A 21273-nucleotide genomic window follows, 5' to 3' on the forward strand; every position below is an offset into this window, starting at 1 on the left:
CGGGGTTGAGCCGCCGTTGGCGCCTTTAGCCCTTGAAGCCCTTGCCCACCAGATAGACTTCCCGAGAGCGCGGTCGCGAGGCTTCGGGTTTGCGGATCATCACCTTCTCGAAAGAGCTGCGCACGTCCTTCAGGAAGGCCTCGGAGCCTTCGCCCTGGAACACCTTGACCGCGTAGTTGCCGCCGGGCTTGAGCACCTGGCGCACCATGTCGAGGGTCAGCTCGACCAGGTACATCGACGAGGCCTGGTCGGCCACCGCGACGCCGCTGATGTTGGGCGCGATGTCGGAGATGATCAGGTCCGGCTGGCGGCCGTCGAGCTTGGCGAGGATCTGCTGGAACACGGCGTCCTCGGTGAAGTCGCCCTGGATGAAGTCGACGTTGTCCAGCGGGTCCATCGGCAGGATGTCGCTGGCGATCACGCGGCCGTTGTCGCCGACGATCTTGCCCGCCACCTGCGACCAGCCGCCGGGCGCGGAGCCCAGGTCCATGACCAGCATGCCGGGGCGGATCAGCTTGTCCTTCTCGTTCAGCTCGAGCAGCTTGTAGCTGGCCCGCGAGCGGTAGCCGTCCTTCTGCGCGCGTTTGACGTAAGGATCGTTGACGTGTTCGTTCAGCCAGCGGCTGCTGCTTTTGGAGCGTTTCATGAGGAAGCCAGGGGTGGAAAATCAGGTGGGGTGCGGGCCGGCGCCGGGGCTGCGGGCCGCAAAGTGGCGGCAATTATAAGCCGATAGTGCGCCGCAGGTTAAACCCACGGGGCGCGGCGGCCTGACAGGGGTGGGCGGCGGCGGCTACAATTGGCGCCTTACCCCTCCTTATCTGCTTCCTTTGCCGGGTCGACCGGCCAGGATTACCCATGATTCGCATCAACGAACTGTCTCTGCCCCTCGATCATTCCGCCGATGAACTGCGCCAGGCCATAGTCCGACGCCTGGGCATTGCCGACGCCGACCTGCTGAACTTCACCGTATTCAAGCGCAGCTACGATGCGCGCAAGAAGAACAGTGTCATCTTGTTCATCTACATCATCGATCTCGAGGTGCGCGACGAGGCGGCGGTCCTGGCGCGCTTCGCCAATGACCAGCACATCCGTGTGGCGCCCGACACCCACTACTATCCGGTCGGCCAGGCGCCTGCCGGGCTGACCGAGCGCCCGCTGGTGGTGGGCTTCGGTCCCTGTGGCCTGTTCGCCGCACTGCTGCTGGCGCAGATGGGCTTCAAGCCGATCGTGCTGGAGCGCGGTAAGGATGTACGGGCACGCACGAAGGACACCTGGGCCCTGTGGCGCAAGAAAGTGCTGACGCCGGAGTCCAACGTGCAATTCGGCGAGGGCGGGGCGGGTCTGTTCTCCGACGGCAAGCTGTATAGCCAGATCAAGGACCCCAAGTTCTACGGGCGCAAGGTGATGCACGAGTTCGTCCGTGCCGGCGCGCCGGAAGAGATCATGTACGTCAGCAAGCCGCACATCGGCACCTTCCGCCTCACCGGTGTGGTCGCCGCCATGCGCGAGGAGATCATCGCCCTGGGCGGCGAGGTGCGTTTCGAGAGCCGGGTCAGCGACCTGCTGATCGACGATGGCCAGCTCGAAGGCGTGGTGCTGGCCAATGGCGAGACCATTCGCAGCCGCCACGTGGTGTTGGCGCTGGGCCACAGCTCGCGCGATACCTTCCGCATGCTGCATCGGCAGAACGTGTTCATCGAGGCCAAGCCCTTCGCCATCGGCTTCCGCATCGAGCACCCGCAAGGCCTGATCGACCAGGCGCGCCTGGGCAAGTACGCCGGCCATCCGGAGCTGGGCGCCGCCGACTACAAGCTGGTGCACCACGCCAAGAACGGCCGCGCCGTGTACAGCTTCTGCATGTGCCCGGGCGGCACTGTGGTGGCCGCTACCTCCGAGCCGGAGCGCGTGGTCACCAACGGCATGAGCCAGTATTCGCGCAACGAGCGCAACGCCAACGCCGGCATCGTCGTTGGCATCAACCCGGAGCAGGACTTCCCTGGCGGCCCGCTGGCTGGCGTGGAGTTCCAGGAGCGTCTGGAGTCGCGCGCGTACGAGCTGGGTGGTCGCGACTACTGCGCGCCAGCCCAATTGGTGGGCGACTTTATCCGCGGCACGCCGTCGAGCGAGTTCGGCGAGGTCGAGCCGTCCTACAAGCCCGGCGTGCGCCTGGGCGACCTGGCGCCGTCGCTGCCGGAATACGCCATCGAGGCGATCCGCGAGGCGCTGCCGGCCTTCGGCAAGCAGATTCGCGGCTTCGACCGCGATGACGCGATCCTCACCGGCATCGAGACCCGCACCTCCTCGCCGGTACGCATCACCCGCGACAACGAGAGCCTGCAGAGCCTCAATCTCAAGGGCCTGTACCCGGCCGGCGAGGGCGCCGGCTACGCCGGCGGCATCCTCTCGGCCGGCGTGGACGGCATCAAGGTCGCCGAGGCAGTGGCCAAGTCGCTGCTGGCGAGCCACTGATGAAACTCGACGACATCAAGAAGCTGCAGCAGAAGAAGTACCGCGCCGAGTTCGGCCACTTCCTGGTGGAGGGCGAGCACCTGGTGCTGGAGCTGCAGAAGGCGGCCGTGCACAACCCGCTGCTGCAGCGCAGCCAGTTGTACGTGACCGCCGCCCACGAGCAGTGGCAGAGCCCGTTCAAGACCCATGTGATCGGCGAGCGGCAGATGGCACAGGTGTCCGACACCAAGACGCCGCAGGGCATCGTCGCCGTGGTGCCGATGCCGGAAGGCGCCGTGCCGGTGGCTGCCGGCGAGCGCGCCATCTACCTGCACGAGATCCAGGACCCGGGCAACCTCGGCACCATCCTGCGCACCCTGGCCTGGTTCGGAAATTTCCGCTGCCTGCTCAGCCCCGGCAGCGTCGATCCGTACAACCCCAAGGTGGTGCGCTCCAGCATGGGCGCGATCTTCCATGCGCCGCTGGAGCTGGATGTAGCGCTGGACTCGCTGGCCGAGCGCTTCCCGCGCATCGCCTGTCTGGACATGCAGGGCGACAGCCTGCAGTCCGCCAGCTTCAAGAGTTTCGACTGCTACCTGTTCGGCAACGAGGCCCGCGGCGTACCGCGCGAGCAGCTTGCTGCGCTGAACGCGCAGCCGTTCACCATCGCCGGTTGTGGTGCCATCGAGTCGCTGAACCTGGCCTCGACGGTCAACATGTGCGCCTACGAGCTGAGCCGCTAGCGGCTCAACTTCTCTTGTTCAATCGCCCCGCCAATCTGTCCCCACCCAACTGAATCAGGCTAACCATCGCCACCAGCACGACTATCACCGTCAGCATTACCTGGGTGTCGAAGCGCTGGTAGCCGTAGCGGTAGGCCAGGTCGCCGAGGCCGCCGGCGCCGATGGCGCCGGCCATGGCCGAGGAGTTGATCATGGTCACCAGGGTGATGGTGAAGCCGCCGACGATGCCGGGCAGGGCCTCGGGCAGCAGCACGTGCCAGATGATGTGCCGACGCCGGCAGCCCATGGCCTGGGCGGCCTCGATCAGCCCGTGGTCGACCTCGCGCAGGCTGACTTCGGCGATACGTGCGAAGAACGGCGTGGCGGCGATGGTCAGCGGCACCACGGCGGCCCACACACCGTAGGTGGTGCCGACCAGCAGGCGGGTGAAGGGGATCAGCGCGACCATCAGGATCAGGAACGGCACCGAACGGAACAGGTTGACGATGGCGCCGAGCAGGCGGTTCAGCTTTGGTGCTTCGAACAGGCCGCCGCGGCCGCTGGTGACCAGGAATACCGCCAGCGGGATGCCGGCGAGCAGGGCCAGCAGGGACGACACGCCGACCATCAGCAAGGTGTCGAGCAGACCCTGCCAAAGTCGTTCAAGCAGCAGTGGCATAGCCGACGACCTCCGCGCGGTCCGCCAGGCGGCGGGCGGCGCTCAATAGTTGTTCCGGTTCCAGTGCGGAGCCGGCTACTTCCAGCAACAGACGACCGAGCGGACGGCCCTGGATGCGTTCGATGCCGCCGTCGAGCAGGGTCACCCGGCCACCGAGCGCGCTGCCCAGGCCCTGCAGGTCCGGCGCGCCGTGGCCGGCGTAGTGCAGGCGCAGCACCAGGTTGTCGTCCGGGGTCAGGCGGTAGCTGCGCAGGCACGCCTTGAGGTCGTCCGGCAATTCATGTTGCAGCGGCGCCAGCAGGGTGCGGGTGACTTCGTGGCTAGGGTTGCCGAACACCCGCCAGACCGGGCCCTGCTCGACCATCTCGCCCTGTTCCAGCACCACCACGTGGTCGCAGATGTCGCGGATCACCGCCATTTCGTGGGTGATCAGCACGATGGTCAGCCCCAGGCGCAGGTTGATCTGCCGCAGAAGGGCGAGGATGGCCTGGGTGGTCTCCGGGTCCAGCGCGCTGGTGGCCTCGTCGCACAGCAGGATGTCCGGATCGTGCACCAGCGCGCGGGCGATGCCGACGCGCTGCTTCTGCCCGCCGGAGAGCTGCGCCGGGTAGGCGTCGTGCTTGCCCTCCAGGCCGACCAGCTTGAGCAGCTCGTCCACCTTGCGCCGGCGCTCCTCGCGCGGCACGCCGGCGACCTTGAGCGGCAACTCGACGTTCTGCCGCACGGTCTTGGCCGAGAGCAGGTTGAAGTGCTGGAAGATCATGCCGATGCGCCGGCGCAGCGCCACCAGCTGGTCGTAGTCGTGCTGGCCGATGTCCACGCCCTCGATCAGCACGCGGCCGCTGGTGGGTTTTTCCAGGCGGTTGATGGTGCGCAGCAGCGACGACTTGCCGGCGCCGCTGCGGCCGATGATGCCGAAGATTTCGCCGTGCTCGATGGCCAGGTCGATGTCGATGAGGGCGCGCACGCCGGTGGTGTAGGTCTTGCCGACACCGACGAAGCGCAGCTGCGCCTCGCCGGTGGCCTGCGGCAGGTGGGCCTGGAAGCCGCTCATTTCAACTCTCCCAACCGGCCTGGTAGAGCTTGCCGTGGGACTGGTCGAGGGCGGCGCGCACTTTCGGCGAATGCTGGTAGATGTCGATGAACTTGAGCACGCGCGCGTCCTTGGCCTTCTGCGGCTGGGCGACGAACTGGATGATGTACTCGGGGTGGTCGAGGCCGTCGAACAACAGGGCGGACTCGGCGTCCAGGGTGCCGGCCAGGCGGATGTAGTGCGGGTAACCCTGGGCCAGGTCGACTTCGTCCAGTGCACGTACCAGCTGCACGGCCTCCAGCTCGATGATCTTCAGGTGCCTGGGGTTGTCGGTGATGTCTTCCAGGGTGGCCTTGTAGCCGACGCCGGGCTTGAGCTTGATCAGCCCGGCTTTCTCCAGCAGCTGCAGGCCGCGGCCGCCGTTGACCGGGTCATTGGCGATGGCCACGGTGGCGCCTTGCGGCAGGCTGGCGAAGTTCTTGTGCTGCTTCGAGTAGAGGCCGACGTTGTTGATCACCCCGCGCGCCACCGGCACCAGGTCGTAGCCGCCTTCCTGCTTGGCATTTTCCAGGAAGGGGATGTGCTGGAAGTAGTTAACGTCGATGTCGCCATTGGCCAGGCTGACATTGGGCGCGATCCAGTCGGTGAATTCCACCAGTTCCACGTCGAGGCCCTGGGCCTTGGCTTCGGCCACGGCCACTTCCAGCGGCGGGGCGAAGGCGGCGGTGGTGCCGAGCTTGAGCGGTTCGTCCGCCTGGGCCAGGCCGCCGGCCAGCAGCAGGCCAAGGGCGGCGGCGCCCAGGACGAAACTGCGTGCAGTGAAGCTACGAATGGTTTTACGCATGGCGAGGTTCCTTTTCTTCGGTCGGTAGATTCGATTGCCGCCAGCTGGCGGCCGGGTGTGGTGCGGCCAGGCGCGGGCCTTGGCCGAACAGCTTGTGGCGCAGGGCGCCGTCTGCGTAGGCGGTCTTATAGCGGCCGCGTTGTTGCAGCTCGGGGATCACCAGGTCGATGAAGTCGACGTAGCTCTCCGGGGTGACGGTACGGGTGAGGTTGAAGCCGTCCAGGCCGGTCTCGTCGATCCAGGCCAGCAACTGGTCGGCCACTTGCGTGGGCGAGCCGACCGCCTGCGGGTAGCGGCCGCCGAGGGCGTGCTGTTCCAGCAGGCGGCGCTTGGTCCAGCCGCTGAAGCTCTTCACTACCGACTCAATGGCGTTGGTCTTGCGCTCGACGATGGGGTCGTCCAAGCCGAAGCTCGCCAGATCGATGCCGGTGGAGGCGGAGAAATGCGCGATGCCGGCCTCGGGGCTGGCGTGGCGCTGGTACTCGGCCAGCTTGTCGCGTGCCTCGGCCTCGCTCGGCGCCACCACCACATTGATGCCCATGAACACCTTGATCGCGTCTGCCGGGCGCCCGGCTACGACGGCCGCGGCGCGCACCTTGTCGACCTGGGCGCGTACCGCTTCCTTGTTCTGCCCGCCGATAAATACGCATTCGGCGTGGCTGCCGGCGAATTGCAGGCCGCGCGCGGAGGAGCCGGCCTGGAACAGCAGCGGTGTGCGCTGCGGCGAGGGTTGGCTGAGGTGGTAGCCCTCGACCTGATAGAACTCGCCGTGGTGGCGGATCGGGTGGACCTTGTGCGGCTGCGCGTAGATGCGCCGGCTGCGGTCGGCGAGCACGGCGTCATCTGCCCAGCTACCTTCCCAGAGCTTGTAGAGCACCTCCAGGTACTCGTCGGCCTGGTCGTAGCGGCGGTCGTGCTCCACCTGTTCGCTGTGGCCCATGGCGCGGGCGGCGCTCTCCAGGTAGCCGGTGACGATGTTCCAGCCGACCCGCCCATTGGTGAGATGGTCCAGCGTGCTCATGCGCCTGGCGAAGGTGAAGGGCGCCTCGTAGCTCAGGTTGGCGGTGACGCCGAAGCCCAGGTGCGAGGTGACGCCGGCCATGGCCGAGACCAGCAGCAGCGGGTCGTTGACCGGTAGCTGGATGCTTTCGCGCAGGGTCAGGTCGACGCCGCCCTGGTACACGTCGTAGACGCCGAGGATGTCGGCGAGGAACAGCCCGTCGAACAGCCCGCGTTCCAGCAGGCGAGCCAGGTCGGTCCAGTAGTCCAGGCGGTTGAAGTCCACCGAGCGGTCGCGCGGGTGGGTCCACAGGCCGTGGTTGATATGGCCGACGCAGTTCATGTTGAAGGCGTTGAGCAGCAGCTGCTTGGCCATCAGATAGTCCCCCGGCGCGGTGGCAGGCGCTCGTTGAGGGTGTAGTCGCCGATGGCGTGGTACTTCCAGCGCACCGGGTCGTGCAGGGTGTGGGTGCGGGCATTGCGCCAGTGGCGGTCGAGGCCGTACTCGGCCAGGGTGGCGCGGCTGCCGGATAGCTCCAGCAGCTTGCTGCCGAGCAACAGCGAGGCCTCGGTGCTGATCGCGCGGGCCTCGGCCACGGCGATGGAGGCGGCCGCCACGCTGGCCTCGTCCGGCGCCAGCTGGGCGCGGTCGACGAACTCGCCGGCGCGCTCCAGCAACGCCTCGGTAGCAGCCAGGCGCACGCGCAGCTTGCCGATCTCCTGTTGGGTCAGCGGGTCCTCGACGGCTGTATCTACGCCGGCGTCGATCCACGGCCGCGACTTGTGCCGCACGAACTGCAGCAGGTCCTCATAGGCGCCGCGGGCGATGCCGGTGTCGATGGCGGCGTGCAGCAGCTGGGCGAAGGGGCCGACCGTGGTCGGCCGCTCGAAGGCGCTCTGGAACGGCACCACGTCGTCGGCGGCTACCGGCACGCCGTCGAACAGCACGCTGCCGCTGCCGGTGGTGCGCTGGCCGAAACCGCTCCAGTCATCGATCACTTGCAGGCCCTTGGCCTCGCGCGGGACGAAGGCGAGGAAGCCGACTCCGTGCTCGTCCACCGCCAGGGTCGGAATGCGCTGGGCGAACAGCGCGCCGGTGCAGTAGAACTTGCGCCCGTCGATGCGGTAGCCGGTATCGGTGCGGGTCAGGCGGGTGTTGCGGTCCAGCGCTGTCCTGGTGCCCAGCTCGGCCAGGGCGTTGCCGAAGCGTTTGCCGGCCAGGGCCTCGGCGTACAGGCGCTGCTGTTGCGTCGCGCTGCCGTTCACCCGTAGTACTTCCAGGGCGTAGAAGTGGTTCTGCGGAATCTGCCCGAGGGAGCCGTCTGCCTGGGCGATGCGGGCGATGACCTTGGCCAGGGTGACGCTGGACAGGCCAGGGCCGCCGAAGGCCTTGGGTACTGTGATGCCCCACAGGCCCGAGCGGCTGAAGACGTCGAGTTCTGTGTGTGGCAGCTGGCGTTCGCGGTCGCGCTCGGCAGCGCTGGCGGCGAAGTCCTGGGCCAGGCGTTCGGCGGTGGCCAGGGCCTGGGCGTCGTCGCGGATCTTCGCCGCGCCAGTGTTCAGAGGTGCGTTCATGGCTCAGATCCAGGAGTGGCGATTGGGGTGGCGGCCGTTGAGGTGCCAGGCACCGATGGCGTGGTACTTCCAGCGCACCGGATCGTGCAGGGTGTGGGTGCGCGCGTTGCGCCAGTGGCGGTCGAGGCCGAACTCGGCCAGGGTCGCGCGGCTGCCGGCCAGTTCCAGCAGCTTCTCGCTGGCGACCAGCGAGATTTCGGTGGTCAGCGCCTTGGCTTCGGCCACGGCGATGGAAGCACGGGCGGCGCCATCGGCATCGACGGGCGCGGCGGCGACTTCATCCAGCACGCGACCTGCCTTGTGCAGCAGCGCCTCGGCGGCGTGCAGCTCGACCTGCAGGCGGCCGACATCGGCGATCACGTAGGGATCATCGCCGGCGCGCTCGACCTTTGCGTCGATCCACGGCCGTGCCTTGTCGCGAACGAAGGTGATGGCGTCGCGCAGGGCGGCGTCGGCGATGCCCAGGTCGATGGCGGCCTGGATCAGCTGGGAGAAGGCGCCCTGGATACTTGGCTGTTCGGACAATGGCCAGAGCGGGATCAGGTTGTCCACGTCGACTTCCACCTCGTTGAGCAGCACGCTGCCGCTGGCGGTGGTGCGCTGGCCGAAGCCGGACCAGTCGTTGACGATGCGCAGGCCCGGGCGCCCGCGCTGGATAAAGGCCAGCCAGGGCCGGCCGGCCTCGTCCAGGGCCTTGGCGGCGATCCAGTGGGCGAACAGGGCGCCGGTGGAATAGAACTTCTCGCCGCTGAACAGCCAGCGGCCATTGCGCTGCATCAGGCGCGCCTGGATGTCCAGGGTGTGCTTGCTGCCGCGCTCGGGGCCGCCGTTGCCGATGCGCCAGCCGGCCAGCACGCTGGCGAACAGGCGGCGCTGCTGTTCCGGGCTGGCGACGACGCGCAACAGGCCGAGCAGGCCGAAGTGGTTCTGCGGGATCTGCCCCAGGGCCGGGTCCGAGGCGGAAACGATGCGGAACACTTCGGCGATGGTGACGTACGACAGCTGCGGGCCGCCGAACTCGCGCGGCACGGCAATGCTGCCGAGGCCGCTGGCGGTAAAGCGCTCCACCAGCTCCCAGGGCAGGCGACGTTCGCGGTCGCGGGCGATGGCCTCGGTTTCGGCGGCACGGGCCAGCTCGCGGGCGGCCTGCAGGGCTTCGGCATCGCTGCCGAGCACGGCGGCGGGGAGCAGCGCGGGGGCGATGTCCTGGTCGGAAGAGCTCAGAACCTCGGTGCTGTCCTCAAGGGTAATCGGACTTGTCATGCAAACCTCATCTTGTGGATGTGCCAGCAACGGGCACCGGGATGAGGGCGCAACGGAGCGGCGTGAAGAAGTGCGGTGCTCCGGTGGTCCGGTTTTTATAGCCTATTGATTTGTTTTGAATTCTCTAAATGAAATTTAGGTATATGCATGTGCCCGTGAGTTGTTTGCCCGGACAGCTTTTGCTCCGGTAGATTGCGCCGTTCCCTTTCTGCCTCGGGACTTGCGCCGTGTCCGCCGAACTGTCCGTCTACCGCCAACCCGGCTTCCTGCCTTTCCTCGCCGCCCGTGTGTTGGCCATGTTCGCCGTACAGATCATGGCGGTGGTGGTGGCCTGGCAGGTCTATGACCTGACCCGTGATCCCATGTCGCTGGCCTATGTCGGCCTCGCCCAGTTCCTGCCGATGCTGTTCCTGCTGCTACCGGCCGGCGACCTGATCGACCGTTTCGACCGCAAATGGATTCTCGGCCTGAGTTGGGGCGTGGAGGCGATCTGCGCCGCGGTGCTGCTGTGGTTGTCGCTGATCCATGGGCCGGTCGAGGCGTTCTACGGCGTGCTGGTGGCCTACGGTTGCGCCCGTGCCTTCACCGGGCCTGCCTTGTCCAGCCTGCTGCCGCAGATCGTCCCGCGCGAGAGCCTGGCGGCGGCCATCGCGGCCAACAGCATGATCGTGCGCGCCTCGACCATTTCCGGCCCGGTACTGGGCGGTGTGCTCTATGCCATTGGTGGCGGCGAGCTGACCTACGCGCTGTGCCTGATGTTCTTCGCCGCTGGCGTGCTGATGCTGGCGTTCGTTCAGGTGCGTTTTCGCGAGGAGAGCAAACCGCTCGAGGCCACGGCCTGGCAGCGTTTCACCGCGGGTATCCACTTCATCCGCTCGCGGCCGATCATCCTCGGCACCATCTCGCTGGACCTGTTCGCCGTGCTGCTCGGCGGCGTGGTAGCCCTGCTGCCGGTGTACGCCCAGGAGGTGCTGGAAGTCGGGCCGACCGGCCTCGGCATCCTGCGCAGTGCCATGGCCATCGGCGAGGTGCTGGTGGGCTTCTACCTGAGCGTGCGGCCGTTCAACCGCCACGTGGGCATGAGCATGTTCATCGCGGTGGCGGTGTTCGGCGTGGCCAACCTGGTGTTCTCGCTGTCCAGCCTGTTCTGGCTGTCGTTCGCTGCGCTGGTGGTGGCCGGCGGCGCGGACATGGTGAGCATGTACATCCGTTCCTCGCTGATCCAGTTCTCCACTCCGGACGCCATGCGCGGCCGGGTGAATGCGGTGAACATGCTGTTCATCGGCTCTTCCAACGAGCTGGGCGAGTTCCGCGCCGGCAGCAGCGCCGCCTGGTTCGGCGCCGTGCCGGCGGCGGTGCTGGGCAGCCTGTGCACCCTCGGCGTGGTTGGTGGCTGGATGTGGGGCTTCCGCAGCCTGCGCACCGTGGACCGCTTCGAGGATGCGTCGCCGGACGCCAAGAAGGACTAGACCGGGCGATCACCCAGGATGGTGGCGCGGTGCATCACTCGCCGCGTCGGGCGGTAGTCGTCCACCGCGTAGTGCTGGGTGATCCGGTTGTCCCAGAAGGCCACGTCGTTTTCCTGCCAGCGCCAGCGGATGCTGAATTCCGGGCGGGTGCTATGGGCGAACAGGAAGCGCAGCAGCGCGTCACTCTCGGCCGGCTCCAGCTCGTTGATCCGCGTGGTGAAGCCCTCGTTGACGAACAATCCCTTGCGCCCGGTGACCGGATGGGTGCGCACCACCGGGTGCGTCACCGGCGGGTGCTTGCGCTGCACTTCGTGATAGCGCTCCAGCGCCTCGGGCGTGTTACCGAAGCGCTCCAGCGGAAACGAACGGGTGAAGTCGTGGCTGGCGGTCAGGCCATCGAGCAGGCGTTGCAATGGCTGCGACAGCGCCTCGAAGGCTGCACTGCTGCTCGCCCACAGGGTGTCGCCGCCATAGGCCGGCAGCTGCTTGGCGGCCAGCACGGCGCCCAGAGCAGGGGTATCGAGGAAGGTCACGTCGGTGTGCCAGATGGCGTTGTCGCGCACGTCGGTGACGGCGGTGTCGAGCACCAGCACTTCCGGCTGCTCGGAGATGTTCGGGTAGATCGGGTGGATATGCAGGTCGCCGAAGCGTGCGGCGAAGGCCGCCTGCTGCCGTGGCTCGATCGGCTGGGCGCGGAAGAACAGTACCTGGTGGTCGAGCAAGGCCTGCTCGATGGCGCGCTGGTCGGCGTCCGCCAGCGGCTGGCGCAGGTCGGTGCCGCCGACGATGGCGCCCAGGGCCGGGCTCAGTGGCGTGATGTTGAGGCTCATGACTCTACTTCCGGATCAGTGGGCCTGGCCGTGCCAGGGCACCAGTTTGCGTTGCAGGGCGCGCAGGCCCAGTTCCAGGGCGAAGGCGATCACGGCGATCAGCAGGATGCCGAGGATCACCACGTCGGTAACCAGGAACTGCGCCGCCGACTGCACCATGAAGCCGAGGCCGCGCTGGGCGGCGATCAGCTCGGCGGCGACCAGGGTCGACCAGCCGACGCCGAGGCCGATGCGCACGCCGGTGAGAATGTCCGGCAGGGCGCTGGGCAGAATCACGTGGCGCACCAGTTGCGCCGGTGTGGCGCCAAGGGCCTGGGCGGCGCGCAGCTTGGCCGGGTCGGCGCTGCGCACGCCGGTGGCGGTGGCGATGACGATGGGGGCGAAGATCGCCAGGTAGATCAGCAGCACCTTGGACAGCTCGCCGATGCCGCACCAGATGACGATTAGCGGCAGGTAGGCTAGTGGCGGAATCGGCCGGTAGAACTCGATCAACGGGTCGACCAGGCCACGCACCAGGCGGCTGCGGCCCATGGCGATGCCCAGCGGGATGGCGCTGAGCACGGCGAACAGCAGGGCCAGGCCGATACGGCCGAGGCTGGCACCCAGGTGCTGCCACAGGCTGGCATCCAGATAGCCTTCGCTAATCAGCTTCCAGCCACGCGCCAGCACGGTCTGCGGGCTGGGCAGGAACAGCGGCTCGATCAGGCCTGCGGCAGTGACTGCCCACCAGAGCCACAGCAGGCTGCCGACACTGATCAGGCCAAGGCTCAGCAGGCTGAGTTGGCGGCGTGGCGCGCGCTCGTCCCGCTGTTCGGCCTCACTCTTGGCGTAGACGAACTCGTAGCTGCTCATGCGTGCATCCTCTGGCGTTCGGCGAAGACCTGGGTGAGCACATGCTCGCGGGTGGCGATGAAGTCGGGATCGGACTTGATGGCGCGGGCGCTCTCGCCGGCGGCGTAGCGCTTGCCGAAGTCCAGGCGCAGGCGCTCGGCGATGCGCCCCGGATTGGGTGCCAGCAGTACCAGGTCGGTGGCGAGGAAAACCGCTTCCTCGATGTCGTGGGTGATCAGCAGTACCGGCTTGGCGGTGCGCCCCCAGACCTGCAGCAGCAGTTCCTGCATCTGTTCGCGCGTGAAGGCGTCCAGCGCGCCGAAGGGTTCGTCCATCAGCAGCAGGCGTGGATCGGCGGCCAGCGCACGGGCCAGGCCGACGCGCTGTTTCTGGCCGCCGGAGAGTTCCCAGATATGCCGCTGCTCGAAGCCAGCCAGATCGACCAGGGCCAACAGCTCGCGGGCCTTGGCCTCGCGTTGTGCGCGTGGCACACCGGCCAGCTGCAGGCCGAAGGCGACGTTGTCCAGCACGTTCTGCCAGGGCAGCAGGGCATCGTCCTGGAACACCACGCCGCGTTCGGCGGAGGGGCCGGTGACGGGCTTGCCGTCGAGGCTGATGCGACCGCCACTCGGGGCGGTAAAGCCGGCGATCAGGTTGAGCAGGCTGGTCTTGCCGCTGCCGGAGGGGCCGAGGGCGACCAGCAGCTGCTCGGGGCCGAGGGTCAGGGAGATGTCGTGCAGTACCGGTTCGGCCGCGCCGGGGTACTGTGCGCCGATGCGCTCCAGTTCGAGTAGGGCCATGTCGTTCTCTTTGTGTGGATGCATCCGGCGGCGGCTTCCTTGCCGCCGCCGAACCTCACTCCATCAGGAGTGAGGGCCCGATGCTCAGTTGGTGACGTACTGGTTGCTGACGTAGGGGGCGTAGTCAGGCAGCACGGCGTCGACCTTGCCTTGCTCCTTGAGGAACTTGGCGGTGTCGGTGATGGCCTGGGTGGTCGGCGCACCGAGGGCGGTAGCCTGGTCGGCGGCCAGCGGGAAGACGTTGCCCTGTAGCAGCAGCGGGATGTCTTCGGCCTTGGCGCCGGAGAGTTTCACCACCTTGGCGATGTTGTCCTGGTTGGCCAGCCAGGCTTTCGGGTCCTTGCGGTAGTCGGCGTAGGCGTCGAGGGTCACCTTGGCGAAGGCGCGGACCACTTCCGGGTGCTTCTCGGCGAAGTCCTTGCGCACGATCCAGGCGTCGAAGGTCGGCGCGCCCAGCTCGCTCAGCTCGCCGGAGGTGATCAGCACCTTGCCGTTCTCCTTGGCTACGCCCAGGGCCGGGTCCCACACGTAGGTGGCGTCGATGTCGCCGCGCTTCCAGGCGGAAATGATGGCCGGCGGCGCCAGGTTGAGGACCTGTACCTTGGCCGGGTCGATATTCCAGTGCTTCAGCGCGGCCAGCAGGCTGTAGTGGCCGGTGGAGACGAAGGGCACGGCGACTTTCTTGCCGATCAGGTCTTCCGGTTTTGTGATGTTGCTGCCGTCGCGGGCGACCAGGGCCTCGGCGGCGCCGATCTGGGTAGCGATCAGGAAAGTCTGTACCGGCAGCTGGCGGGTGGCCGCGGCAGCCAGCGGGCTGGAGCCTACGTAGCCGATCTGCACGTCGCCGGAAGCTACGGCAGTGATCACTTCGGCGCCGCCGTCGAATTTGCGCCAGTCGATCTCGGACTTGCTGGCTTTCTCATAGGCGCCATCGGCTTGGGCAACCTTGGCCGGGTCGACGGTGGTCTGGTAGGCGACGGTGAAGTCGGCGGCGGCGGCAGTCAGGCTCAGGCTGGAAATCGTCAGTACCGCCAGCAGGCGGCGGGCGAAGGGAATGCTCATGGGGGATGCTCCTCGGGCGGGCACGTACCGTTCCGGGGAAGGTCGAGCCACTGGACAGATGTCGTTCTTTTTGGGTTGTCCGGTGGTCCGGTAGAGCAAAGCTAATTGATAAAAATGGAATAGATAAATACTTTTTTAGACTATTTTTATATTCATAAGTCGCGCTTCGCTGTTGGCTTCTATCGTGGCCATAGGGAAAAGACGTTTGTTTAATGATATCCATCATATAATATGACGACCGTAATCCAGCGAGCGCTGGCCAACCACACAGAAGCGGAGAGACGAAGATGAGCAAACAACTGGGCAAGGCGCTGATCACCGGCGCATCGGCAGGCATCGGAGCTACCTATGCCGAGCGTCTGGCGCGTCGCGGTCACGACCTGCTGCTGGTCGCGCGTGACATTCAGCGTCTGGAAGCCATGGCCGGCCGCTTGAGCCAGGAATATGGTGTGAAGGTGGAGGTGCTCAAGGCCGATCTGGGTGACAAGGCCGAGCTGAGCGCAGTGGAAGCACGCCTGCACAACGACGCCGAGATCGGCCTGCTGGTGAACAACGCTGGCATCGCCACCAACGGCACCCTGGCCGAAGCCGATCTGGACCTGGCCGAGAAGCTCATCCAGCTCAACGTCGTGGCGCTGACCCGCCTGGCTTCGGTAGCCGCCGCACAGTTCTCCGAGCGTGGTCGTGGCGCCATCGTCAACGTCGCTTCGGTAGTGGCCCTGGCGCCGGAAATGTTCAACGCCGTGTACAGCGCCTCCAAGGCCTACGTGTTGAGCCTGACCCAGACCCTGAACGGCGAGCTGGCGGGCAAAGGTGTGCAGATTCAGGCCGTGCTGCCGGGCGTGACCCGCACCGAGATCTGGGAGCGCAGCGGCATGGATGGCAGCAAGCTGCCGCCGGAGATGATCATGGAGGTCGGCGAGATGGTCGACGCGGCGCTGGCCGGTTTCGATCAGGGCGAGCTGATCACCATCCCCTCGCTGCCGGACGCTGCCGACTGGAAAGCCTTCGTCGCCGCCCGCGCGGTGCTGGGACCGAACCTGTCGCGCAACCACGCGGCGCCGCGCTACAAGCGCTGAAGTCGGAAAGCAGAAAGCCCTCGCGGAAGACCGCGAGGGCTTTTTTGTGGGCGCGGTTCAGGCCTCGGTCTGTTGCAGCAGCAGGTCGCGGGTACCGGCGCGCAGCAGTTCGGCCAGTTCGGGATCGGTGACGCTGCGCGACAGCACCAGGGCGCCGACCATGGCCGAGAGGATCAGCGCGCTCTGTTTTTCAGCGTCTTCGCCGGAGAGGTTGCCGGCGATCGTCTGCAGGCGATCACGCACGATACGGTCGGTCACCGGGCTTGGCTGGCCGCGCTGGCCCAGCTCGGCCGACATGGTCGGCAGCGGGCAACCCAGGCCAGGCGATTGCCCGTGAGCGGCGGAGAGGTAGCGCTTGATCAGCTCCTGCAATGGGTTCGGCGCTTGCTTGAGGTCGGTGAGGCCATCCTTGAGTTGATCGGCGCTCTGCTGCAGCGCCTGTTCGACCAGATCGTCCTTGGACTTGAAGTGGGCGTAGAAGCCGCCGTGGGTCAGGCCCAGGGCCTTCATCAACGGCTGCAGCCCGGTGGCCAGCACACCGTCACGGCGAAAGCGCAGGGCGGCCTCGTCGACGATGCGTTGGTGGGTCTTGGCTTTGTGGTCTTCGGAATAGCGCATGACGGTCAGTTCCAGGCAAGAATTGGAATGCTGACCTTCATCTTACACGCTGAGCAGGGAATGCGGGCGCGGCGAGGAGCCGCGCCCGTGGTGGTCAGACCGCTTCGAGCAGTGTGGCCACGCCCTGGCCGCCGGCGATGCACTGGGTAGCGATGGCATAGCGCCCGCCGGTGCGCTTGAGCAGCGACGCGGCCTTACCTGTGATGCGCGCGCCGGTGGCGCCCAGCGGGTGACCGAGGGCGAGGGCGCCGCCATCGATGTTGACCTTGGCCATGTCCAGGCCCAGCTCGCGCACGCAGGCGATGGACTGGCTGGCGAAGGCCTCGTTGATCTCGACCAGATCGATGTCGTCGATGCTCAGGCCGGCGCGCTCCAGTACCTTGCGGGTCGCGACCACTGGGCCCATGCCCATGATTTCCGGGGCGCAGCCGCCGACGGCGACGGCCTTGATGCGGGCCAGGATGTCCAGCTTGTGGCGGCGGGCGAACTCTTCGGTACAGACCAGCACGGCGGCACTGCCGTCGGTGAGAGGCGAGGAGGTGGCGGCGGTGACGCTGCCGCCGAAGGCCGGCTTCAGCCCGGCCAGGGCTTCGGCATTGGTGCCAGGACGGATGCAGCCGTCTTCGTCGATCACCCCTTCAGGGGTTTCCACGGCGAGGATCTCGTCCTTGAAGTAGCCGAGCTCACGGGCGCGCACGGCCTTGGCGTGGGACTCGACCGCCATGGCTTCCTGCTCCTCGCGGCTGATCTCGAAACGCTTGGCCACTTCTTCGGCGGTATGTCCCATGGCCATGTAGACCTGCGGGAAGCTGCTCATCAGCGCCGGGTTGGGCGAGATGTTGAAGCCGCCCATGGGCACGCGGGTCATGGATTCCACGCCGGCGCAGAGGAAGGCCTCGCCGGCACCGAGCATGATCTGCCCGGCAGCGAAGTGCACCGAGGTCATCGACGAGCCGCAGAAGCGGTTGACCGTGGCACCGCCGAGGGTCTCGGGGAAACCGGCGCGGAAGCTGGCGATGCGGGCGATGTTCATGCCCTGTTCGGCCTCTGGATAGGCACAGCCCATGATCACGTCTTCCAGCAGGCTTGGGTCGAGATCGAGCTTGTTGACCAGCCCCTTCAGTACCTGGGCCGCCAGGTCGTCCGGACGCAGATTGATCAATCCGCCTTTCTTGGCGAAGTGGAAGGGGGAGCGGGCGTAGCCGGCGATCACGATGGAGGTCATGGCTGTAGTCCTGTGACGGTGAGGGAGGCGTGGATTCGCCATCCGCAGAAATATGATAGGAGTAATTCAAACGACCGTATAGATGTCGAATGTAATTTAATGATTGGTGGGTTCTATCGAGGTGATTGGTGGGGAGAGCAATCCAGTTGGTTGGGTGCGGGCTGCCGTTGTAGCGTACTGGCGGCCCGCGAGGTTGGTCAGCCGCGTAAATCGAGAATCATGCAGGTGGTGGAGCCTACCGCGTACAGGCGGTCATCCACGTCATACAGCCGACCCTCGGCCAGTGCGGTGGAACGGCCCAAGTGGACGACGCGTCCCTCGGCGCGGATCGGTCCGGTGCTGGCGGTGATGGCACGCACGTAGCTGATGCGCAGATCCATGGTGGTGTAGCCCTGGCCGGTTTTCAGCTGGGTATGCACGGCGCAGCCCATGCAGGAGTCGAGCAGGGTGGCCGCGTAGCCGCCATGCACGCTACCCAGCGGGTTGTAGTGGCGAGCGTCGGGCGTGCCCTGGAACAGGAAGCGGCCCGGCTCCCATTCCAGCGGAATGAAGTCGACCAGATGACCAAAGGGCGGGCTGGGCAGCTCGCCACTACCGATACGGTCGAAGAATTCCTGAGCGCTCAGCTCGCTGACCTGTTTCAGCGACAGGGGTGCCGGGCTTACCCAGCTTGGTACGGGCGCTACGCTCGGCTTCCAGCCAGTTGGCGAGGGTCTGTTCTCGGGTAGTTGTTTGCATGCTTGGCTCCTGTGAATGGCAATGAATGATTGGCATCATTCCATATTTTATATTATGGTCAAAATATAAATGTGCGGTGCCATTCCTGGGTGCTGCAGATGTGGGAGAAATGCAATGTCGAAGCCAACCAGAACCCTGCTGCTGATCCTTATGACGCTTACAGCACTAGGCGAGATTTCCACTCAGCTATTGATCCCCGCGCTCGCGGAGCTGGAGCAGGGTTTTGCGGCCAAACCAGGGTCGAGCCTGGCCGCGTTGTCGATATTCGTGGCGGCATTCGGACTCGGCCAACTGATCGTCGGGCCGCTGTCCGATCGCCTAGGGCGGCGACCGGTGTTGGTGACCGGGTTGCTGGTGTACTTGGTAGCGACCGGCTGGATGTTGCTGGCTGGGGATCTCACCGAGCTCATCGCCGCACGGGCGCTGCAGGGGCTGGGTGCCTGTTCGGCGCTGGTGCTGGCGCGGGCCGTGGTGCGCGATGTGTGGAAGGCCGAAGCCGGGCCGGCCTTGGCGCTAACGGTCATCGGCATGCTGACGTCCATCGCTCTCGCGCCCATGTTCGGCGGTCAGCTGACTCAGCATTGGGGCTGGCAGGCGCCAGTGCTGGCGGCGTTCTCGGTCGGCAGCATCGCGCTGCTCGCGGTGCTGTTCCTTTATAGGGAGAGCAATGCGCAGCTTGATCCGCGTGCCGGTCGCCTGCTTGGCCTGGCAGGCGACTATTGGGATCTGCTCCAAGGGCGCTCGCTGCGTACCTTTGCGCTGACCCTGGCCTTCACCTATGGCGCTATGTTCGCGGTGATCGCCGGCTCATCCGCTGCCTATATAAAGCTGCTTGGCCTGAGTGCGGCGGAGTATGGCCTTACCTTTGGCGCCATCGTCTCCGGGCTGATCGCCGGGGCGTTGTTCACCCAGAAGAAAATTCTCCAGCTCGGCCCGCAACGTATCGTCGCCATCGGCGTCGCCTTGGTCGCGAGCGGCGCGGCATTGACGGTACTGGTGCACGCTCTGTTTGGGCTCTCGGTGCTTGGCCTGTCTCTACCGCAGGTACTCGTGACCATCGGCGGTGGCATGGTGCTGCCAGCGTCGGTGGCCGGCGCTGTGATTCCCAATGCGCATCGTGCTGGCCTGGCGGCGGGCTTCATGGGCTTTGCCCAGATGGCGGGTGCGACCCTGGCCGGGGTGATACTCGGTCTTCTGCAGGACGGCACGTCCTGGCCTATGGTTCTTCTTCATGGCCTGTTCGCCACCGCGGCCTTTGCGGCCTTCCACCTGTTGCGCCGTGGTTCGAGCGCCGCGTTATTGCCGGCTAGTCGCTGATTCGAGAAGGAGTGCTTCATGAGTGCATACGATGTCGTGGTGATCGGCGGCGGCCCTGGCGGCTACAACGCCGCCATCCGGGCTGGCCAGCTCGGGCTCAAGGTCGCCTGTGTCGAAGGACGCGAAACGCTTGGCGGCACCTGCCTGAATGTGGGCTGCATGCCATCGAAGGCGCTGTTGCACGCATCGGAGCTGTATGAGGCGGCGAGTGGCAAGGAATTCGCCAACCTCGGCATCGAGGTCAAGCCGACGCTCAATCTGCCGCAGATGATGAAGCAGAAGGATGAGAGCGTCGCCGCGCTGACCAAGGGCATCGAGTTCCTCTTTCGCAAGAACAAGGTCGAGTGGATCAAGGGCTGGGGCAAGCTGGCCGGGGCAGGGCGGGTGCAGGTGACGGCGGCCGACGGCAGCCAGACCGAACTGCAGGCCAAGGACATCGTGATTGCCACCGGCTCCGAGCCGACCCCTTTGCCGGGCGTGACCATCGACAACCAGCGCATCCTGGATTCGACCGGTGCGCTCTCCCTGCCGGAGGTGCCCAAGCATCTGGTGGTGATCGGCGCAGGAGTCATCGGCCTGGAACTGGGTTCGGTCTGGCGCCGGCTTGGCAGTGCTGTGACGATGGTCGAGTACCTGGACCGAATCTGCCCCGGGCTGGACGATGAGACGGCCAAGACGTTGCAGCGCTCGCTGAGCAAGCAGGGCATGAGCTTCAAGTTGGGCAGCAAGGTCTCCGGTGCGGTAGTGAAGGGCAGCGGGGTGGAGCTGAGCATCGAGCCGGCCGCAGGTGGTTCGGCCCAGGTGTTGGAGGCCGACTATGTGCTGGTGGCCATCGGTCGTCGTCCTTACACAGAGGGGCTGGGCTTGGAGAGCGTGGGCCTCGCTACAGACAAGCGCGGCATGCTGACCAATGAGCATCATAAGACCTCGATCCCGGGCATCTGGGTGATCGGTGATGTCACTTCAGGGCTGATGCTGGCACACAAGGCAGAAGACGAGGCGATCGCCTGCATCGAGAAAATCGCCGGCAAGGCTGCCGAGGTGAACTATGGCGTCATCCCCAGCGTCATCTACACCAAGCCCGAGGTGGCCTGCGTCGGCAGGACCGAGGAGCAGCTCAAGACGGAAGGGCGCGGCTACCGCGTCGGCAAGTTCCCCTTCACTGCGAACAGCCGCGCCAAGATCAATCACGAAACCGAAGGCTTCGTGAAGGTGCTGGCAGATGAGCGAACCGACGAGATCCTCGGCGTCCATATGGTGGGGCCGAGCGTGAGCGAGATGATTGGCGAGTACTGTGTCGCCATGGAGTTCGCCGCGTCATCCGAAGACATCGCGCTGATCTGCCACCCGCACCCAACCCGTTCCGAGGCACTGCGCCAGGCCGCCATGGGTGTAGAGGGCTGGATCATGCAGGCATGAAGTCCTCTTCTTATATAGGGAGAAGCGGGAATTGCAGAAACTTTGCACAAAGGAGTTGACGGTTAGATTTGGTCCCCTATAATGCGCACCACTTCCGGCGCAGTCCTCTCGGAAAATGCTTTGAAATTCAAAGAGTTGGATGAAAAAAGAGATTGACCGGATGGCGAATTCGAGTAGAATGCGCCGGGCTGACAAGGTGGTGGTTTGATCTTGTTGGTTGCTTCGATCAGGTGGATCGAAAGCGGTTGAAAGAGGTGGTTGACAGCGGGTTTGAACGCTGTAGAATGCGCCTCCCGCTGACGAGAAGAGGTTCTGATCTGAA

The 21273-nt window shown here is 66.0% G+C and carries 19 protein-coding genes and 2 pseudogenes; 6 read left to right on the forward strand and 15 right to left on the reverse strand.

Annotation, left to right across the window (positions count from 1 at the left end):
- Positions 1 to 25 precede the first annotated feature (25 nt).
- Positions 26 to 646 carry a 23S rRNA (uridine(2552)-2'-O)-methyltransferase RlmE gene (gene rlmE / locus N7607_RS10915; RefSeq protein WP_279866802.1) on the reverse strand — a complete coding sequence of 207 codons (621 nt, stop codon included), beginning with the start codon at positions 644 to 646 and terminating at the stop codon, positions 26 to 28.
- A 209-nt stretch (positions 647 to 855) separates the two neighbouring features.
- Here rlmE and N7607_RS10920 point away from each other — a divergent pair, with 209 nt between their 5' ends.
- Both N7607_RS10920 and N7607_RS10925 read left to right on the forward strand, forming a co-directional pair.
- Positions 856 to 2469, forward strand: a complete 1614-nt coding sequence (locus N7607_RS10920; RefSeq protein ID WP_279866801.1) for an NAD(P)/FAD-dependent oxidoreductase — start codon at positions 856 to 858, stop codon at positions 2467 to 2469.
- Positions 2469 to 3191, forward strand: coding sequence for an RNA methyltransferase (locus N7607_RS10925; RefSeq protein ID WP_279866800.1), 723 nt, complete (start codon positions 2469 to 2471; stop codon positions 3189 to 3191). The genes N7607_RS10920 and N7607_RS10925 overlap by 1 nt, the downstream gene beginning before the upstream one ends.
- Positions 3192 to 3195: 4 nt before the next feature.
- Here N7607_RS10925 and N7607_RS10930 read toward each other — a convergent pair whose 3' ends face one another.
- The 6 genes from N7607_RS10930 to N7607_RS10955 are packed head-to-tail and all read right to left on the reverse strand — an operon-like array spanning position 3196 to position 9563.
- Positions 3196 to 3849 (reverse strand): ABC transporter permease, encoded by a 654-nt coding sequence (locus tag N7607_RS10930; protein ID WP_279866799.1) that lies wholly within the window; start codon positions 3847 to 3849, stop codon positions 3196 to 3198.
- Positions 3833 to 4903, reverse strand: coding sequence for a methionine ABC transporter ATP-binding protein (locus tag N7607_RS10935; protein WP_279866798.1), 1071 nt, complete (start codon positions 4901 to 4903; stop codon positions 3833 to 3835). Before N7607_RS10935 ends, N7607_RS10930 begins: the two co-directional genes overlap by 17 nt.
- 1 nt (position 4904) lies before the next feature.
- Positions 4905 to 5726 carry a MetQ/NlpA family ABC transporter substrate-binding protein gene (locus N7607_RS10940; protein WP_279866797.1) on the reverse strand — a complete coding sequence of 274 codons (822 nt, stop codon included), beginning with the start codon at positions 5724 to 5726 and terminating at the stop codon, positions 4905 to 4907.
- Positions 5719 to 7101: an LLM class flavin-dependent oxidoreductase gene (locus N7607_RS10945; RefSeq protein ID WP_279866796.1), complete on the reverse strand. Its 1383-nt coding sequence runs from the start codon at positions 7099 to 7101 to the stop codon at positions 5719 to 5721. Before N7607_RS10945 ends, N7607_RS10940 begins: the two co-directional genes overlap by 8 nt.
- A complete protein-coding gene (locus N7607_RS10950) occupies positions 7101 to 8300 on the reverse strand; it encodes an SfnB family sulfur acquisition oxidoreductase (protein WP_279866795.1) in 1200 nt (399 codons plus the stop codon). Before N7607_RS10950 ends, N7607_RS10945 begins: the two co-directional genes overlap by 1 nt.
- 3 nt (positions 8301 to 8303) lie before the next feature.
- Positions 8304 to 9563 (reverse strand): SfnB family sulfur acquisition oxidoreductase, encoded by a 1260-nt coding sequence (locus tag N7607_RS10955; RefSeq protein ID WP_279866794.1) that lies wholly within the window; start codon positions 9561 to 9563, stop codon positions 8304 to 8306.
- 227 nt (positions 9564 to 9790) lie between these two features.
- On the opposite strand from N7607_RS10955, the gene N7607_RS10960 reads away from it, so the two are divergent.
- The gene (locus N7607_RS10960) at positions 9791 to 11032 is read left to right on the forward strand and encodes an MFS transporter (protein ID WP_279866793.1); all 1242 of its coding nucleotides are present in this window, start codon (positions 9791 to 9793) and stop codon (positions 11030 to 11032) included.
- Here the strand turns inward: N7607_RS10960 and tauD are convergent.
- From tauD to tauA, 4 genes are all read right to left on the reverse strand, one after another.
- On the reverse strand, positions 11029 to 11862 hold the full coding sequence (tauD, locus tag N7607_RS10965) for a taurine dioxygenase (RefSeq protein ID WP_279866792.1): 834 nt from the start codon (positions 11860 to 11862) through the stop codon (positions 11029 to 11031). The two genes, N7607_RS10960 and tauD, sit on opposite strands and share 4 nt — an antisense overlap.
- 15 nt (positions 11863 to 11877) lie before the next feature.
- Positions 11878 to 12714, reverse strand: coding sequence for a taurine ABC transporter permease TauC (gene tauC, locus N7607_RS10970; protein WP_279866791.1), 837 nt, complete (start codon positions 12712 to 12714; stop codon positions 11878 to 11880).
- Complete coding sequence (gene tauB / locus N7607_RS10975) at positions 12711 to 13493, reverse strand: taurine ABC transporter ATP-binding subunit (protein ID WP_279866790.1); 783 nt, start codon at positions 13491 to 13493, stop codon at positions 12711 to 12713. Before tauB ends, tauC begins: the two co-directional genes overlap by 4 nt.
- 84 nt (positions 13494 to 13577) lie before the next feature.
- On the reverse strand, positions 13578 to 14555 hold the full coding sequence (gene tauA, locus N7607_RS10980) for a taurine ABC transporter substrate-binding protein (protein ID WP_279866789.1): 978 nt from the start codon (positions 14553 to 14555) through the stop codon (positions 13578 to 13580).
- A 287-nt stretch (positions 14556 to 14842) separates the two neighbouring features.
- Here tauA and N7607_RS10985 point away from each other — a divergent pair, with 287 nt between their 5' ends.
- Positions 14843 to 15634, forward strand: coding sequence for an SDR family oxidoreductase (locus N7607_RS10985; RefSeq protein ID WP_279866788.1), 792 nt, complete (start codon positions 14843 to 14845; stop codon positions 15632 to 15634).
- A gap of 57 nt (positions 15635 to 15691) precedes the next feature.
- On the opposite strand, the gene N7607_RS10990 is transcribed toward N7607_RS10985, so the two are convergent.
- The 3 genes and pseudogenes from N7607_RS10990 to N7607_RS11000 all read right to left on the reverse strand — a co-directional run bounded on the left by N7607_RS10990 (position 15692) and on the right by N7607_RS11000 (position 18215).
- Positions 15692 to 16252 carry a TetR/AcrR family transcriptional regulator gene (locus N7607_RS10990; RefSeq protein ID WP_279866787.1) on the reverse strand — a complete coding sequence of 187 codons (561 nt, stop codon included), beginning with the start codon at positions 16250 to 16252 and terminating at the stop codon, positions 15692 to 15694.
- 94 nt (positions 16253 to 16346) lie between these two features.
- A complete protein-coding gene (locus N7607_RS10995) occupies positions 16347 to 17477 on the reverse strand; it encodes a thiolase family protein (protein WP_192400545.1) in 1131 nt (376 codons plus the stop codon).
- A 197-nt stretch (positions 17478 to 17674) separates the two neighbouring features.
- Positions 17675 to 18215: pseudogene (locus tag N7607_RS11000) on the reverse strand (PaaI family thioesterase).
- A gap of 114 nt (positions 18216 to 18329) precedes the next feature.
- Between N7607_RS11000 and N7607_RS11005 the strand changes: the two are divergent.
- Positions 18330 to 19532, forward strand: a complete 1203-nt coding sequence (locus N7607_RS11005) for an MFS transporter (protein WP_279866786.1) — start codon at positions 18330 to 18332, stop codon at positions 19530 to 19532.
- An 18-nt stretch (positions 19533 to 19550) separates the two neighbouring features.
- Entirely contained in the window at positions 19551 to 20951 is a 1401-nt protein-coding gene (gene lpdA, locus N7607_RS11010) for a dihydrolipoyl dehydrogenase (RefSeq protein ID WP_279866785.1), read from the forward strand.
- A 62-nt stretch (positions 20952 to 21013) separates the two neighbouring features.
- Here the strand turns inward: lpdA and N7607_RS11015 are convergent.
- Positions 21014 to 21273 (reverse strand): annotated as a pseudogene (locus N7607_RS11015) (hypothetical protein); the annotation flags it as partial.

The organism is Pseudomonas sp. GD04019 (genome assembly GCF_029837695.1).
Taxonomy (GTDB): domain Bacteria; phylum Pseudomonadota; class Gammaproteobacteria; order Pseudomonadales; family Pseudomonadaceae; genus Aquipseudomonas.